Source organism: Pantoea sp. PvP021 (assembly GCF_054056055.1).
Genome location: NZ_JBSRXX010000009.1, coordinates 139,907 through 155,492, shown reverse-complemented (window position 1 = coordinate 155,492; position 15,586 = coordinate 139,907). Strand labels below are relative to the sequence as shown.

Annotated in this window: 14 protein-coding genes; 6 read left to right on the top strand and 8 right to left on the bottom strand. The window is 55.0% G+C overall.

What is annotated here, in order from left to right:
* The 3 genes from ACVKSX_RS19845 to ACVKSX_RS19835 form a co-directional block, all read right to left on the bottom strand.
* On the bottom strand, positions 1 to 1,281 hold the full coding sequence (locus ACVKSX_RS19845; RefSeq protein ID WP_187494584.1) for a DUF445 domain-containing protein: 1,281 nt from the start codon (positions 1,279 to 1,281) through the stop codon (positions 1 to 3).
* A 26-nt stretch (positions 1,282 to 1,307) separates the two neighbouring features.
* Positions 1,308 to 2,810, bottom strand: coding sequence for a helicase HerA-like C-terminal domain-containing protein (locus ACVKSX_RS19840; protein ID WP_010251635.1), 1,503 nt, complete (start codon positions 2,808 to 2,810; stop codon positions 1,308 to 1,310).
* 120 nt (positions 2,811 to 2,930) lie between these two features.
* A complete protein-coding gene (locus tag ACVKSX_RS19835; protein WP_354438969.1) occupies positions 2,931 to 4,502 on the bottom strand; it encodes an ABC transporter substrate-binding protein in 1,572 nt (523 codons plus the stop codon).
* Between the two features lie 688 nt (positions 4,503 to 5,190).
* Between ACVKSX_RS19835 and ACVKSX_RS19830 the strand changes: the two genes are divergently transcribed.
* Genes ACVKSX_RS19830 through ACVKSX_RS19820 form a run of 3 tightly spaced genes read left to right on the top strand, consistent with a single transcriptional unit; the run spans position 5,191 to position 8,992 of the window.
* Positions 5,191 to 5,919 carry a gluconate 2-dehydrogenase subunit 3 family protein gene (locus ACVKSX_RS19830; RefSeq protein WP_010251628.1) on the top strand — a complete coding sequence of 243 codons (729 nt, stop codon included), beginning with the start codon at positions 5,191 to 5,193 and terminating at the stop codon, positions 5,917 to 5,919.
* 36 nt (positions 5,920 to 5,955) lie between these two features.
* Positions 5,956 to 7,725, top strand: coding sequence for a GMC family oxidoreductase (locus ACVKSX_RS19825; RefSeq protein ID WP_010251625.1), 1,770 nt, complete (start codon positions 5,956 to 5,958; stop codon positions 7,723 to 7,725).
* 4 nt (positions 7,726 to 7,729) lie between these two features.
* Positions 7,730 to 8,992: a c-type cytochrome gene (locus ACVKSX_RS19820; protein WP_033769526.1), complete on the top strand. Its 1,263-nt coding sequence runs from the start codon at positions 7,730 to 7,732 to the stop codon at positions 8,990 to 8,992.
* Between the two features lie 43 nt (positions 8,993 to 9,035).
* Here ACVKSX_RS19820 and ACVKSX_RS19815 read toward each other — a convergent pair whose 3' ends face one another.
* The 3 genes from ACVKSX_RS19815 to ACVKSX_RS19805 form a co-directional block, all read right to left on the bottom strand.
* Positions 9,036 to 9,704: a MarC family NAAT transporter gene (locus ACVKSX_RS19815; protein ID WP_010671772.1), complete on the bottom strand. Its 669-nt coding sequence runs from the start codon at positions 9,702 to 9,704 to the stop codon at positions 9,036 to 9,038.
* A 24-nt stretch (positions 9,705 to 9,728) separates the two neighbouring features.
* Positions 9,729 to 10,364 carry a hypothetical protein gene (locus tag ACVKSX_RS19810; RefSeq protein ID WP_010251615.1) on the bottom strand — a complete coding sequence of 212 codons (636 nt, stop codon included), beginning with the start codon at positions 10,362 to 10,364 and terminating at the stop codon, positions 9,729 to 9,731.
* A gap of 129 nt (positions 10,365 to 10,493) precedes the next feature.
* The gene (locus ACVKSX_RS19805; protein WP_010251612.1) at positions 10,494 to 11,003 is read right to left on the bottom strand and encodes a DUF2501 domain-containing protein; all 510 of its coding nucleotides are present in this window, start codon (positions 11,001 to 11,003) and stop codon (positions 10,494 to 10,496) included.
* Between the two features lie 543 nt (positions 11,004 to 11,546).
* Here ACVKSX_RS19805 and ACVKSX_RS19800 point away from each other — a divergent pair.
* On the top strand, positions 11,547 to 11,948 hold the full coding sequence (locus ACVKSX_RS19800) for a DUF2382 domain-containing protein (RefSeq protein WP_010251609.1): 402 nt from the start codon (positions 11,547 to 11,549) through the stop codon (positions 11,946 to 11,948).
* A 16-nt stretch (positions 11,949 to 11,964) separates the two neighbouring features.
* Positions 11,965 to 12,960 carry a YsnF/AvaK domain-containing protein gene (locus ACVKSX_RS19795; protein WP_033770902.1) on the top strand — a complete coding sequence of 332 codons (996 nt, stop codon included), beginning with the start codon at positions 11,965 to 11,967 and terminating at the stop codon, positions 12,958 to 12,960.
* Positions 12,961 to 13,064: 104 nt separating this feature from the next.
* On the opposite strand, the gene ACVKSX_RS19790 is transcribed toward ACVKSX_RS19795, so the two are convergent.
* Both ACVKSX_RS19790 and ACVKSX_RS19785 read right to left on the bottom strand, forming a co-directional pair.
* A complete protein-coding gene (locus ACVKSX_RS19790; RefSeq protein WP_354438974.1) occupies positions 13,065 to 13,667 on the bottom strand; it encodes a class I SAM-dependent methyltransferase in 603 nt (200 codons plus the stop codon).
* A gap of 62 nt (positions 13,668 to 13,729) precedes the next feature.
* On the bottom strand, positions 13,730 to 14,743 hold the full coding sequence (locus tag ACVKSX_RS19785) for an HNH endonuclease family protein (RefSeq protein WP_354438975.1): 1,014 nt from the start codon (positions 14,741 to 14,743) through the stop codon (positions 13,730 to 13,732).
* 378 nt (positions 14,744 to 15,121) lie between these two features.
* Here ACVKSX_RS19785 and ACVKSX_RS19780 point away from each other — a divergent pair, with 378 nt between their 5' ends.
* Positions 15,122 to 15,583: a hypothetical protein gene (locus ACVKSX_RS19780; RefSeq protein ID WP_354438977.1), complete on the top strand. Its 462-nt coding sequence runs from the start codon at positions 15,122 to 15,124 to the stop codon at positions 15,581 to 15,583.
* Positions 15,584 to 15,586: the final 3 nt, after the last annotated feature.

Sequence of the window (15,586 nt, the reverse complement as noted above, 5' to 3'; positions counted from 1 at the left end):
TTATCGGCTCAGCAGCGGGAGTAACTGAGGCAGCTGCGACAACAGGTAGAGAATCAGCCCGATGGTGCCGCCAACCAGCGTGCCGTTGATGCGGATAAACTGCAGATCTTTGCCGATATTAAGTTCGATCTGCTGCGACATGTCGCGTGCATCCCAGCTCTTCACGGTGTCGCTGATATGGCGCGTCAGGAAGCCAGCAAACTCTGGCGCAACGCTGCGTGCGGCCTGTTCCAGATGCTGATTCATCGAGTCACGCAATGCCGGGTCGGCCGCCAGGGTTTCGCCCAGCCATAAGGCTGCACCGCGCACTTTCTCCTGCACCCGTGAGTCATCGCTGCTGAGATCCGCTTTGAGCCAGTTGCGCATATCATTCCACAGCTCGCCAATGTAGCGGTTGAATGAGGCATCTTCTTTCAGCCAGCCTTTAATCTCCTCGGCACGCTCTGCCATTTCCGGGTCGTTCTGCAGTTTAACGATCAGTTTGTCGACCGCCCGATTGAAGCCGAGGCGCAGCTCATGGCCCTGATCCAGCGCCACATCATCCAGCAGTGAATCGACCGCGTTTGCCACCAGTTCGGCGCTGTGCTCGCCCAGCCATTCGGTCGGCAACATTTTGGCTTTGATCGGATGCTCGCGTTTCAGCCAGCGCACCAGCTGCATGGCAATAAACTCGCGGGTACTGGGCTTGTGCAGCAGCTTCAGCAGCTGTTCGATTGCCGCGTCCAGCAGCGCCTGATGACGGTTGTTTTTCGTCAGGCTCTCCAGCAGCAGGGCGCTGGTCTGGCTGAGATCGACCTTGTCGATGGCGCGATGTACTGCGCGGCGCATGAAGGTCTGGATCCGCGCATCATCGGTCAGATCAAGGAAGCCGCGCATGACCTGCAGCAGATGACGTCCGATGCGGTCAGCATTGCCTGGCGCATTCAGCCATTGCGCCAGCAGGTTGGAAGGATCGTGACGGCGAATCAGATTGAGCAGCGAGTCGGTATCAAGAAACTTCTCCTGCACAAAGCGACCGAGGTTTTCACCGATACGATCTTTGTTGCGCGGAATGATGGCGGTATGACGCGAGATAAAGGGCACCGGCACGCGCCGGAACAGTGCGACCACCGCGAACCAGTCCGCCAGCGCGCCGACCATCGCAGCTTCCGCAATCGCTTTTATGCCGCTGACCCAGAAGCCGGGCGGCAGAAAAAGCGTAACGATAAAGGTAATTGCAGCCAGCAGTAACAGCAGCAGCGCCAGACGTTTCGTCCGTTTCAGTTCGTGTTGTTTATCCATATCCTGATCTTAGGAGAGAGCCGGTTTCATCGGCGACGACCACCCAGCAGGCTGCCGAGTACGCCGCGGATGATCTGATTGGTAATCTGGCGCGTGGCGCTTTTCGCCATGGTCTGTACCACGCCATCGTGCTTGCCGCCGCGCGGGCCGGTTCGGCCAAACAGGATCTCTTTCAGCCCGCCGAGAATGCCGTTATCTACCGCGACATCGTCGCCTTTCGCCGGAGGCGCACTGGCCTGATCGCTGGCGGCCTGAAACCCTTTTTGCAGCTTCTCAAACGCCGATTCGCGATCAACTTCGTTGTCATATTTGCCATAGAGCGGTGAATGGTTGATCAGGCCGTTGCGTTCATCGCCTGTGACCGGACCCATACGTGAGCCGGGGGCGATCACCATGGCCCGTTCTACCACCGACGGACTGCCTTTGGCATCCAGGAAGGAGATTAGCGCTTCGCCGGTGCCCAGCGCCTGAATCGCCTCGACGCTGTCAAACGCCGGATTGGCGCGCAGGGTATCGGCGGCGGTTTTTACCGCTTTCTGATCTTTAGGGGTGAAGGCGCGCAGGGCGTGCTGAACGCGGTTGCCGAGCTGGCCCAGCACCCGATCGGGAATATCTGCCGGGTTCTGGGTGACGAACCAGACGCCGACCCCTTTGGAGCGGATCAGCCGCATGACCTGTTCTATTTTCTCCAGCAGCACCGGCGGCGCGTCGGTAAACAGCAGGTGCGCCTCATCAAAGAAGAACACCAGCTTTGGCTGATCGAGATCGCCCGCTTCCGGCAGATGCTCATAAAGCTCCGACAGCAGCCACAGCAGGCTGGTGGCGTAGAGTTTTGGCATCTGGTAGAGCTTCTCAGCAGAGAGGATGTTGATGACGCCTTTGCCGTTGCTGTCGACGCGCATCCAGTCGGCGATATCCAGCATCGGTTCACCAAAGAAGTGCTCCGCGCCCTGTTGCTCCAGCGTCAGTAACCCGCGCTGGATGGCGCCGACCGAGGCGCTGTTGATGTTGCCGTAGTGGGTCTGGAAGCTTTTGGCGTTGTCACCGATGTACTGAGTCATGGCGCGCAGATCTTTGAAGTCCAGCAGCAGCAAACCCTGGTCATCGGCGATGCGGAAAATAATCTGCAATACGCCGCTCTGCACCTCATTCAGGTTCAGCAGCCGCGCCAGCAGCAGCGGCCCGAGATCGGAGACGGTAGCGCGAACCGGATGGCCTTTCTCGCCGAAGATATCCCACAGCACCACCGGATTGCTCTGCGGCTGCCAGTCGGTGACGCCGATTTTCGCCAGCCTCTCCTGCAGTTTTTCGCTGGACTGCCCAGCCATCGCCACGCCGGTCAAATCGCCTTTAACGTCAGCCATAAAGACCGGTACGCCGCTGGCGGAGAACGATTCAGCCAGTTTCTGCAGCGTAACGGTTTTACCGGTGCCGGTCGCGCCGGTGATCAGGCCGTGGCGGTTGGCCATTTGCGGCAACAGATGAAGTTCGACGTCTGGCGTACGGGCAATCAGTAGCGGGGAAGTCATGATTTTCCACTCTCAGGCATTGGGTTATGCCTGAAGGATAGCAAGCCGGAGCGGCACAGGAGGAGAACTATTCATCAAAAAAAGGCCGCTGCCCGGGGAGCAGCGGCCTGCAACAGTGGTTTACTTCTGCACCTCTTCAAAATTGAGCAGGCTGACTCCGATGCCCTGCTGCAGGTGACTGAGGTTGCTGCGCACCGCGACCTGGGTTGCGCCCTGTAACAGCATGACAAACGGCGAATCCTGCTGGATGCGGGTTTGCAGCCCGGTATAGAGGTTGCGACGTTTCACCGCATCGCTCTCTACGGCGGCGGCGCGGGTCTGTGCACTCAGCTCCGGAATCGTCCAGCCGACGCGCCACGCCAGGGTTTTGCCGCCGCCCGGCACGTTATAGGCAAAGGTGCTGGCATTGGTATTGGGATCGATGTAGTCCGCGCCCCAGTAAGTAAAGATGGCCTGAAAGTCACGGCTGCGCATTTTGCTCCACAGCTCCGATTCCGCCACCGGCTGGATATCAAGCTGCACATCCGCTTTGGCAAAGCTGGCCTGCAGTGCCTGCGCCACATCAATGTAAGGCGGCTGGTTCACCACCGTCAGCGCGATATGGGTGCCAGGTTTAATGCCGCCTTTTTGCAGTATCGCCTGCGCTTTTTTCAGATCGTAATGGAACGGTGTCGTGTTCAGCGCACCATCGAAGCCGTCCGGCAGGAAGCTCTGATGAATGCGGTACTGACCTTTCAGCAACTGGTTGGCCAGGCTGTCATAGTCAACCAGCCAACGCGCCGCCTGCCACAGCGCCGGATTCCCCAGCGCCGGTTGCTGCGGGCTTTGGGTATTAAAGCCGATGTAATAAACCAGGCTGGACGGGAAGGCATCAATACGCACATTGGCGGTGTTCTTCAGCGCGGTAATCTGATCCGGGCCGAGCTGATAGGCGACATCCACATCACCCTGCTGGATCAGCAGACGGCGGCTGCCCGGATCGGCCACACCTTTCAGCAATACCCGCTTCAGATGCGGCTTCCGGATGCTGTTGGGATTGGCTTCCAGCACCAGCGCCTGCAGCGGGACAAACTGTTTGATGGCATAGGCGGCGCTGCCGGCGGAGTGCACCTTCAGCCAGCTATTGCCGTAATCGTTGTTGCTGGCGTGTTCTTGTGCCAGTTTGCTGTCGACGATGGAGGAGACCGGTGCGGTCAGCAGGCGCAACGCCAGATCGCTGCCGATCTCAGCGGGCCAGCGCAGCTCAAGCTGGTGGTCGTTGATCACCGTGAACTGCTGATCGATATTTTCTGGCGTCCAGCCAAATTCACCCAGAATAAAAGAGGGCGCTTTATTGAGTTTTACCGCGCGGGTTAATGAGAAGACCACATCCTGTGCAGTCACGGGATGACCACTGGCGAAGCGGGCCTGTGGATTAAGATCAAACACCAGGCTGTGAGGCGTTTTGCCTGCCTGCCAGCGCGTGGCAGCCAGCGGCGAGAGCTGCTGCGGATTCTGATGATCCGGCTCCAGCAGCGTCTGGTAGATATTGCGCAGGCTACTGTTGCTGACGGTCTCAAAACTTTCAGCCGGGTCGAAACTGATGATGCCATCAAGCGGAACGGCAATCACCAGGGTGTCGCCAGGCGTGGCGGCGTGAGCCGGGTGAACCAGTGCCAGAGCCGTAAACAGGGACAAGAGTGTTTTTCGCATGGAGGGTTATCCTGAGTCGTTGATAGCTCTACTCTATCGGGCGCCGGATAATCTCCAAATGCGGGTTTCTTATGAGCTTTGCACAATTATTAGCGTAGTCATTCAGGCAAAGAGACAAAATAAGATAATGACGGTCAGTCATTATTTCATTGTCATTTACAGTGGGCGGAATAAAGCCGGTTTTACTCAGCCGATCACAAATTGCGCACAGTCTGATTGTATGACTATCAAAGTCACTATAGTGTTAACGATGAGAATGATTCTCTTGTATGGAAGTATGATATTTTTTTATCGGTTATCTGGCGTGATGATGACAGGGCGAAAATAATAACCCTCATTCCTGCGTTAAAAGAGTTAAATACCCGATGTTTATGCGGTTTTACCCCCGATTTCCGCGCTGTAAATCTTTTACCTCTACGCAACCCTTTCGCAACACCATGATAAACTTTTACTAAGACACATCTTAAATTCAATTTTTACATCCAGACATATCTATATCCCTAAGATTGCCAGGTTATTAACCGATAAGTTCCGTTAGTCACCGAACCATAATTCTACCTGCCCTTGTCTGTTCTGCCGTCGTCTGTGCCGCGTGCGTTAATCTCTGCGGGGAGTTTTCCGCCTGCACTCAGCCTTTCAGCTTCATAACAAATAAAGCGGGTATTTAGCAGATGAGAGTCGTGCGGATATGCTTTTAGAAAAACCCACCACCAGGCGTAAATTTTTGCTCGGTTCACTGCTGGCGTTGCCATTAAGTGAACTGGTCTTCAAAGGCATTACTGCGGCACAGGCGGCAGAGATGGCCGCACCGGAGTTAGCCGATTACAAACCGATCTTTTTTAGTGCCGATGAGTGGCAGTTTATCCTGGCTGCCACTGACCGTTTGATTCCGGCAGGCGGCAAAGGCAAAGCGCCGGGCGCGCTGGAAACTAACGTGCCGATCTTTATCGATCAGCAGCTGCACAGCGAAGCGTTTGGCAGCGAAATCTACATGCAGGGGCCGTTCAATACGCAGGCGCCCGCAACCATGGGTTACCAGATCCCGTTCCGCCCACAGCAGATGTATCAGACCGGTATCCGGCTGATTAATCAGTGGTCGCAGAACACCCATCAGAAAGCGTTTCATGCGCTGACGCTGGAAGAGAAAGATGCGGTGCTTACCCAGGTAAACAAAAACGAGATCGACTTTGCCGCACTGGGCGAAGCCGATCTTAAGCCTGCGCATTTCTTCAGCCAGCTGCTTTCCGATACCAAGCATGGCTACCTTGCTGACCCGATGTACGGCGGTAATAAAGGCATGAAAGCCTGGATCGCCATCGGCTTCCCCGGCGCGCGTGCCAGCTTCACCGAATGGGTGAAACAGCACAACGTTCCTTATCCGCTGGGTCCGGTCAGTGTGAAGGGCGAACGCGCGTAGGGCGCGTCCACATCAGGTATTTGAAACAGGATTATCATGGCACAGGTTACTAAAAAAGAAGTCGACGTCGTGGTCTGCGGCCTCGGCTGGGCAGGCTCGCTGATGAGCATCGAGCTGGCACTGGCAGGTCTGGATGTGCGCGCCCTTGAGCGCGGCGGCGATCGCGATTATGACGAGTTCGCCTACCCGAAACCGGCGGATGAATACGCCTATGCGGTGCGCAATAAAGTGTTTGCCACCCCTGCCGAAGTGGCGGTCACCGTCCGCTACAACAGCAGCCAGACGGCATTGCCAACCCGTAAATGGGGTGCGTTTGCACCGGGCACCGGCGTAGGCGGTTCCGGCCTGCACTGGACGGCGGTACTGATCCGTCCGACACCGACCGATATCAAACTGAAGACCTATGTCGACGAGGCTTACAAGCCGGGCATTCTGCAGGATGATATGCGGGTGATGGACTTCCCGTTCAGCTGGGAAGAGATCGAGCCTTACTACTACAAATTCGAACTGATTTGCGGCCAGTCGGGCAACACCGGCAACCTGCGCGGCAAAATTCTGGAAGGCGGCGATCCGTTTGAAGGCCCGCGTTCTGAGCCTTATCCGCTGCCTGCGCTGGATGACACGCTGAACAACGTGATGTTCAAAGAGGTGGCGACCAAACTCGGTTACCATCCGTTCCCGAACCCGTCGGCCTGTGTGTCGCGTGCGTGGAAAAACCCGTACGGCAACCAGATCGCGCCGTGCAACTACTGCGGCTACTGCAGTAAATATCCCTGCCTGAACTATTCCAAAGCGTCGCCGCAGACCGCCGTAATGGATTCACTGAAGCGTATGCCGAACTTCTCCTATGAAGTGAATGCGGAAGTGATCAAGGTCGTGCTGAACGATGATAAGAAAACCGCGAAAGGCGTGATCTACATCGATGCACAGGGCAACGAGTGCTTCCAGCCAGCGAAAATCGTGGTGCTGAGCAGCTTCCAGCTCTACAACGTGCGTCTGATGCTGCTCTCCGGCATCGGCAAGCCTTACAACCCGATTACCGAAGAGGGTGTGGTAGGGCGTAACTACGCGTTCCTGTCCAACGGCGGCGCGACGCTGTTCTTCAAAGATAAAAACTTCAATCCGTATGCGACGGCGGGCGCGACCGGCCAGATGTTCAACGATATCTCGCCAGGCAACTTCGACGGCCCATCCCTCGGCTTCCTCGGCGGCGCGAAGATCCACAGCTCACAGGCGACCGGTACGCCGATCAGCACCGCGCTGCCAAAAGGCACGCCGACCTGGGGCATGGGATACAAGGAAGGTCTGGAGGAGTGGTACGGTCATTCGATGAAGATCAGCATCACCACCACCTGTCAGTCTTACCGCGATATCTATCTGGATCTCGATCCGAACTACAACGATCACCGTGGCCTGCCACTGCTGCGCATGACCTTCAACTGGAAAGAGAATGAGCTGAAGCTGCAGCAGCACCTGAAAGGCATCGTCGGCAATATCGCGAAAGAGCTGAACCCTGACAGCATGAGCATGAGCTTCCTGCCAATGGGCGCGGATTTCGATCTGACCAAATATGTCTCTACCCACAACGTGGGCGGTGCCGTAATGGGCGATAACCCGAAAACCTCGGCGCTGAACAAGTATCTGCAGAGCTGGGACGTGCATAACGTCTTTGTGCCGGGCGGCAACGCTTTCCCGCAGAACTTCCAGGCGAACCCGACCGATACCATCGGTGCGATCACCCTGATGGCGGCTCAGGCGATCAAAGATCAGTATCTGAAAAATCCCGGCCCACTGGTACAGGCATAAGCGCATGAATAAGCTGAAACTGAAATCTTTTATCTTTGCCAACGCGGTGCTGTTAGCCAGCGGATTTGCGCTGCCGGTTCACGCCGAAGATGAAGCGCAACTGATTAAGCAGGGCGAATATCTCTCGCGGCTGGGCGACTGCATGGCGTGCCACTCACTGCCTGGCAAGCCTGACTATTCGGGCGGGCTGGCGATTGAGTCGAACCTTGGCACCATCTTCTCCACCAACATCACGCCCGATAAGCAGCACGGTATTGGCAACTACAGCGAGCAGCAGTTCTCTGACGCGGTGCGCAAAGGGGTATTACCGGACGGTTCGCATCTCTATCCGGCGATGCCTTATCCTGATTACGCCAAAATCAGTGATGCCGACATCCACGCGCTTTACGTCTACTTCATGAAAGGCGTGCAGCCAAGCGCAGAACAGCCGCCGGAAACCGATCTGAGCTTCCCGTTCAGCCAGCGCTGGGGCATGCGTTTCTGGAACTGGGCGTTCGCCTCGGATAAGCCATTCCAGCCGATTGGTGGTGCGTCAGCAGAGGTCAACCGCGGTGCCTATATCGTGGAGAGTCTGGGCCACTGCGGCAGTTGCCATACGCCGCGCGGTCTGGGCATGAACGAGAAAGCGCTGGATAGCGGTGACGATAAATTCCTGGCAGGCGGCAGCCTGAACAACTGGGATGTGCCGTCACTGCGTGGCCTGCCACGCTGGAGCGAGCAGGAAGTGGTGGACTACCTGCAGACCGGCCGTAACGATAAAGCGGCGGTGGGCGGCGAGATGACCTCGGTGATTGAGCACAGCAGCTCACACATGACCGACGCCGATCTGAAAGCCATCGCGGCCTACCTGAAGTTCCTGGGCGGCAACCCGCCATTGCAGGCGTACAACGTGCAGGCGCAGCAGGCAACGGAAGCGAAACTCACTGCCGCGAAGAACCTGAGCGAAGGCGAGCGTCTCTATCTGGATAACTGCGGTGCCTGTCACTTCGTGACCGGCAAAGGCGCACCGGGGATCTTCCCGGAGCTGGATCAGGCGACGATCGTCAATGCCAAAGATCCAACCGGTCTGATCCACACCATCCTGGCCGGCGCACAGCAGCCTTCCACCGCGAAGGCCCCGTCGAAACTGGCGATGCCAGGCTTTGGTCAGCGTCTGAGTGATGAAGAGGTGGCGCAGCTGGCGACCTTTATTCGTCAGGGCTGGAGCAACACCGCGCCAGCGGTGAGCAAAGATCAGGTTGCTGAAGTGCGTAAAACGCTGAAGTAATCGAGCTTTCCCCTCTGCCCGTTCGGAGAGGGGAAATTCCGGATTAGTGAAAGGTGCGCACCACTTCCAGCACGCCGTTAATGATAAACTGCACGCCCATACAGACCAGTAAAAATCCCATCAGGCGCGATATCGCCTCAATGCCGCTTTTACCCACCAGCTTCATGATGGCACCCGAACTGCGCAGTGAAATCCACAGAATCAGACTCACCAGCAGGAAGATTAGCACTGGCGCGACGGTGATGACCCAGGCCGGAAAGTCGACGCCGCTTCTTACCGTCGAGGCGGAAGAGATGATCATCGCAATGGTACCCGGCCCGGCCGTACTCGGCATCGCCAGCGGCACAAAGGCGATATTCACCGGCTCTTTGGCTTCATCCAGCTCATCCAGTTTCTGCTTTGCTTCGACAGAATGGCCGGCAGGTTTAGCCGGGAACAGCATCCGAAAACCGATAAAAGCGACGATCAGACCGCCCGCCATGCGCAGGCCAGGAATGGAGATGCCGAAGGTATTCAGCACCGCGCTGCCCGCGTACCACGCCACCATCATGATGGCGAAGACATAGATAGAAGCCTGGCGCGCCTGTCGGTTGCGCTCCTGGAAGTTCATCTCACCCGCCAGCCCCAGGAACAGCGCCACGGTGGTGAGTGGATTGGCGAGCGGCAGGATCACCACCAGCCCCAGACTGACTGCTTTAATTAACTCCAGCATGACAAATCGCCTTTTCCGTGGTGATTAGTGCTTCGGACGCTCCAGCGCCTCAAGCAGTTCCGGAAAGAAGTCCTGCAGGATTTCAGGCGTCATCAGTTCGGGATACTGCATCAGATGCTCGCGGATACGCTCATTGATGTCCGGCAGCAGACGCTGGGCCGCAGCGCTGGCGGTGATTTTGTGCTTCTTCATGGCGCGCAGCAGATCGCCTGGCAGCGCGTCTTCATCGTCGGCGTCATCCACCATCTCCAGCGCGTCCAGCTCGTCGAACATCTCCATCAGCGCTTCGGTCTGCGGCGTGCGCGACTCATATTCACGCGGATGTTCATCTTCCAGGAAACGCAGCATGGCGCGCATTGGCGTGCCGTCTGGCGTGGATGGCGGCTCGGTAGCGAACCAGCTCAGTAGCTGATGCATGGTAACCTGATGAACGCGAAAGCCGCTGTCGACCAGCTCATCGGCCAGCAGCTCGGCGGTTTCGTTTTCAATCACGCAGATGTGAGTACGTTTGGGTTCGTACTGCTCCAGCCACTGGTAGATCTCTTCAATCACGCCATCGTCATACTCGAATTTTTTGGTGACATAGCTGTCGTCCTGTTCGTGAACGCAGGCCTGAATCTGATCGGGGTCGAAGTAAAGTGCGATGTTGATGCCTTTCATGCGTGCTGTCCTGTAGAAATCAAAACAACACTATAGCGCTCAACCCCAGGTTAAGGGAATGTCAGGCATCACAGCATGGGGGCGTTTAACGCTCCCCTCAGAGCAGAGAGGGGAGAGAAGGGAAGGAGATTACGAGATAAAGTTTTTGCCCTGCTTCAGCACCACGTCACAGGCTTTGGTTTTCAGCTTCTCACCCATCGGCGAGTTGCTCAGGCTTTGCAGATTCAACTGCTGGCCATTACCGGTATTCAGCAGACCGGCCACGCCCTGGGTGTAGTCGGTTTTCTGTTCCTGCGCGGTGGTGGTGTTCAGACCGAGCTTGCTCAGCACCTGATCTTTGACCGACTGCACATTGTTTTTCACCACGTTATGTTCGACACAGTACTGCATCACACCGGCGGCGTTGGTCATGCTGTTGGCGCTGACCGCTTTATCGCCGCCACCCAGCATGCTGGTAATGGTAGAAAGCGACATGCCGCCATTCTGCTGCGTGGTGCCGGTGGTGCTGCCGTTGTTCTGCTGGCTGAGCTGCGATGCTGCACTGCTCAGCTGATCCTGCCAGCTTGCCGCTGATGCACTGCCTGCGACCAGAAGTGCCGCCAGTCCCCATCCCCACGCACTGCGTTGTGCTTGCTTCATTTCAACCTCGGTATGTGCTTATTCAGTTTTCCTAAGAAAGGCTGAAGAGCAGAAAGTTCCTGACTTCCTTTTATAAAAAGCGTCTTAAATAGCACTTTGGGAATCTTCTGTAATAAGAGCGATAAAATATTCAGATGCTTGTGGGTGTTATTATTCTGTGAAGTGATTTTCTGAAGGCAGTAATAAGTACATCCCGCGGAAACATTATTTAATATCCTTGCGATTTTTATCAGGAATTGTCCTGGTTTAAATTAAAGTTACCGCTTTGCTTATAGCGTGTTTTCTAAGCGCTTGCGTCTGGGTTGGTAATATTTACCTGAGGAATTACTTTTATATAACTGAATGTATTTTAGGTTTTTTTATTTTTAGCGTAGCGGTGATTTAAGCCAGGTTGCTGTTTTTTGATGCAATTTTCTGTGCCGTAATTAAATTGAGTTAGCGGAGTTTTTTATTATTCCGGCTTGCGAAATCAGCCAGAGTGTTCATGCTTAATCACTGTGTCAGGCAGTTGTGGCAGATATTTAATTTAACGGGAGCGATATTATGGCTGGACAGCCAGAGCACAATAATAATGCAGAGGTCACGCTTAAACTCGCTGAAGAGCAAATAGCCCTGACGAAGCAAAAGATTGTGGATGGACATGTCCGTGTTACCCGTTCCACAACTGAGCATGACGAGGTCATCAGTACACTGCTTAACCGGGAGAAGGTTGAGGTTGAGCATGTAGCGAAAGCGCAACCTGTTGAAACGATGCCCGAAATCAGGGAAGAGAACGGTGTACTGATTGTCCCGGTAGTAGAGGAAGAAATCCAAATCGTCAGAAAGCTGGTGCTTAAAGAGGAGATCCACATCCGAAAAGTGCAGGAGAATGTTCCTTTTCAGGAAGTGGTGACCCGACGTGAGCAGCAGGTGAACGTTGAAAGAGATGACGATCAAATTAGCTAACAGAGAGGAACCTATCATGGCACATGAAAAAATCGTAACACTGTTCGATTCTGCAATTCAGGCAGAGGCCGCGAAAAGAAATCTCGTGAAAGCAGGCTTTTCTGATCGGGACATCAGTCTTATCAGTGGAGAACGTTTGCAGGAGGAAGGACACTCTATCCGCCATCCAAGCATCTGGCAGCGTCTGTTTGGTCACTCCGTTGATAAAGAGCAGGCCGATGTTTACACCAGAGCGATGGACAAGGGCGGCGTAGTGCTGACTATCCGCACCGAGGAGGAGAAGCTGGCTCGCGCCATGACCATTCTCCATTCTCATGACTCGGTGGACGTTCCGTCACGTATGCAAAGCTCGGTTGAGAATGGCACCACCGCGCCGGGCATCAACCCGACGACGGCCGGTAAGCAGTTTGCCGGTGAGACCAACGACCGCCAGGTTGAACCGCGACGCACCTCACTGACCGGTGATGAGAGCGAAGCTGATATTCTGCGTCTGGCCGAAGAGCAGGTAGAAGTGGGTAAACGTCTGGTGAGCGAAGGCTCTACTCGTGTTCGCCGCTATACCGTGACCGATACCGTATCTGAAGATATCTCGCTGCATGAGCAGCACGCCGACATCTTCCGCCGTTCGGTGAATGAACCCGCGCTGGCTGGTGAAGTGGACTGGTCAGAGAAAACCGTCGAGGTCGCTGAGACCCATGAGCAGCCGGTAATCAACAAAACGACCCACGTGAAAGAAGAAGTGGTGGTCCGTACCGACGGCAGCGATCGTACCGAGACCATTAACGACACGGTGCGTCGTCAGGAAGTGGATATCGACCATGCACGAGGTGGTCTGGAGCGCGAACTGCCGGGTACGACCGCAGGGGTAAAACCTGCGACCGCCGCCGCAGGCACGCAGTCGCCAGGGGTGCATAACCGTGACCACAAAGAGAGCCTGACTGAGAAGGTGAGTGAGAAAGCCAGCGAAGTGAAGGATAAGGTCGGGAATAAACTGCACGACCACTCGCATTGAGGCGCTTATCCTGACAACAACAGGCGCTAATGGGCACCGCTGATGCCCGATGCTGAGCATGCAAGATGCAAGAAGGGGCCAACCGAGAGGTTGGCTCTTTTGCGTTATTTTTTCCTGATAATCGCATTCAGCCAGGCTTCGTCGCCGCGTCCCGCTCGTACATCACCGGTCTGCCAGGTTTTTTCTGTTTCAAGTGCGAACCTGTTCCCCATTATGCCCTCAGAGCCAGCCTCTCTTTTTATCCCCATCTTATTTTTAGTCAGAATGTCACCGCCGAGTGTGTTTACCCGGTCTACCAGTTTCTGTAAGCCAGCCACATCCATATCTGTGAATCTGCGCCCATCCTTTTCCCGTTCGCCGTGGCCATGTTTAAAAGAGAGATACCCGACGCCGCCAGGCTTCAGCGCTATGGCCAGTTTTGTCATGACGCCGGGTAGTTCAGCTTGAGAGACATGCAGTAGCGAGGCGCAGCACCAGATACCGTCATATCTTTCAACCGCATCCACATCCTGAAAGCGCATCTGCGCTACAGGCTTTCCGGATAACTGGCGGGCCAGCGCAACCAGCTCCGCCGAGGCATCAAAGGCTTCGACGGCAAAACCCATTTCGCTGAAGGCTTTAACGTCACGACCTGAACCACAGCCTGCATCAAGAATGCGAGCGCCCGGCGGCAGGCAGTCAATAAAAGGCGGGTAAAGCGCAGACATATCCACGCTTGCCGTATCGGTAAAAAATCGTTGAGCATTCTGTCGGTAATAATCTTCGTTGCTCAAAACAGGCTGTCCCCTTGTGCCGCTGGCTGCCACTCGTGGAGCAGGGAAAATTTTGCCGTATCCCAGCTGTTTTGCAGGAAACTATGCCGCAGTATCGGCGTTGCGCCTGTCTGGCGGATTAACGTCTCCCGCAGTGGCAGATGACTGTTAATAAAGTATTCGTTTCGATCATGCAGTCGCTGCAAAAGTGTTATCGAAGGGATACGCGCAAACTTACCCTGTGCGCCGCGATTACAGGTCTGGCAGGCCAGCACCAGATTCCAGACGCCGTTGAGGTTGCCGATTTGCTCGCTGAGCATCAGCGGCAGAAAGTGATCGACATCCGCCAGGTTCTCTTCGCCACCCGTCACGCCAATGGCACGAAAGCAGTAAAAGCACCGGCCTTTCTGGTAGCCGTTCAGGCTGCTGCGGCAGCTGGTAATGGTGACGCGGCGACCGCTCTGGCGGCTGAAAAGCATCTTGTCATTATCGTCATAATCAACCGCAATCAGGTTACGTGAAACGTTCATCGCCCAGGCTTCTTCTACCAGCCGCCATCTGGCATCCGTTTCCGCTTTCAGACTGGCAAACTGTTCGTTTTCCGTCAGCTGATAAAAGTTCTCCGTCAGCCGGATGCCTTTAAGGCTTCGCCGTTCATCCATGAAAAAGCGTTTGTCGATCTCGGCGTGATTCACATTGTGAAAAGCATCGATGACGTTAGCGAACCCGCGCTTAACGGTAATAGCAATTAATTGCTCTTCGCTGATTTCGCCTGCGTTGAATTGTCTGCATGCCTCCAGAAACTCGCTGCTTTTGCTGGTGATCTGCTTTGGCGCATGACGCAGGTGGGCACATAAATGCCGCACAAAAGGCACGGCCAGCGCTTCCAGCGTAATCAGGTCGTTGTCCGGCTGCTTCAGGTCGTAAAGCGCATGGGCAAGAGCAAATTTATAAGTGGCGACGTTTTTGCCAAAAAGGATAACGCCGCGCCAGTAGTTTTCAAGGCGGGGATCGGCCTGGTAAAAGCGCATGCAGGATCCTGTTTTGCGAGACAGCTCGAGGAATTCATGTAACAGGATCACATAACAAATGCAGGTAAATGTAAACCGTAAAGGTGGGGAGGCGTTTGGAGCGTTTCTAAGGGCGAACAGGCGCTGTAAGGCAATCAAGACAACATCAGCGTGAGAGGTAAGTAGAGGGAGGATGCTCAGGCTAAAACGTTGGGCCATCGCCGGATTTATTCAGGCAATTCAGTTGTGGGGCAGGTGCGCAGCAATTTCTGTCGCTGGTACGCGTCAGACAGATCGTACTGCACTGAAAGATGATCGGGCAGGGCAGTAAAAACGGATAACGGCGTCATATCTTCTTCGATATAATCAGGAGCTATCCGAACAGGTCGGGTCATTTAAATGCATCAGATTTTTTCGTTTATTATTTCACTGCTGTCGTTAGTGTTCATCATTTTGCTCATCTGGTCTTTCTTCAGGCCTTTGCCCTTTAAAAAAGGGCTCCCTCCTTCTCCTGGCGAGATGAAAAAGATATCGGCTAACACTCCGATATTGAAAAAATTGGGCATGAACACGGAAGATTATTACTATGACAGCGACTTCCTGTATCAGCAGCGTGAAGGCGAAACACTTTGCAAAGTTCCGCTGGAAAATATTATCAGGATAAAAGTCACCGGAACTGAAGTCAGCAGTCGCCGGGTATGGCTGGTTCGTTATGTCACCGGGTCTTATAGCACCGAAAGGGAGTTCAGAGTCCTGAACAACTACACCCTTTTTAATCGGGATTTTGCCGGTTTTCTTGCCGCCGTGAAAGAGGCCAATCCAGCGGCTGAGGTGCAGGAAATGACCTTAGGACGACTGTAAATT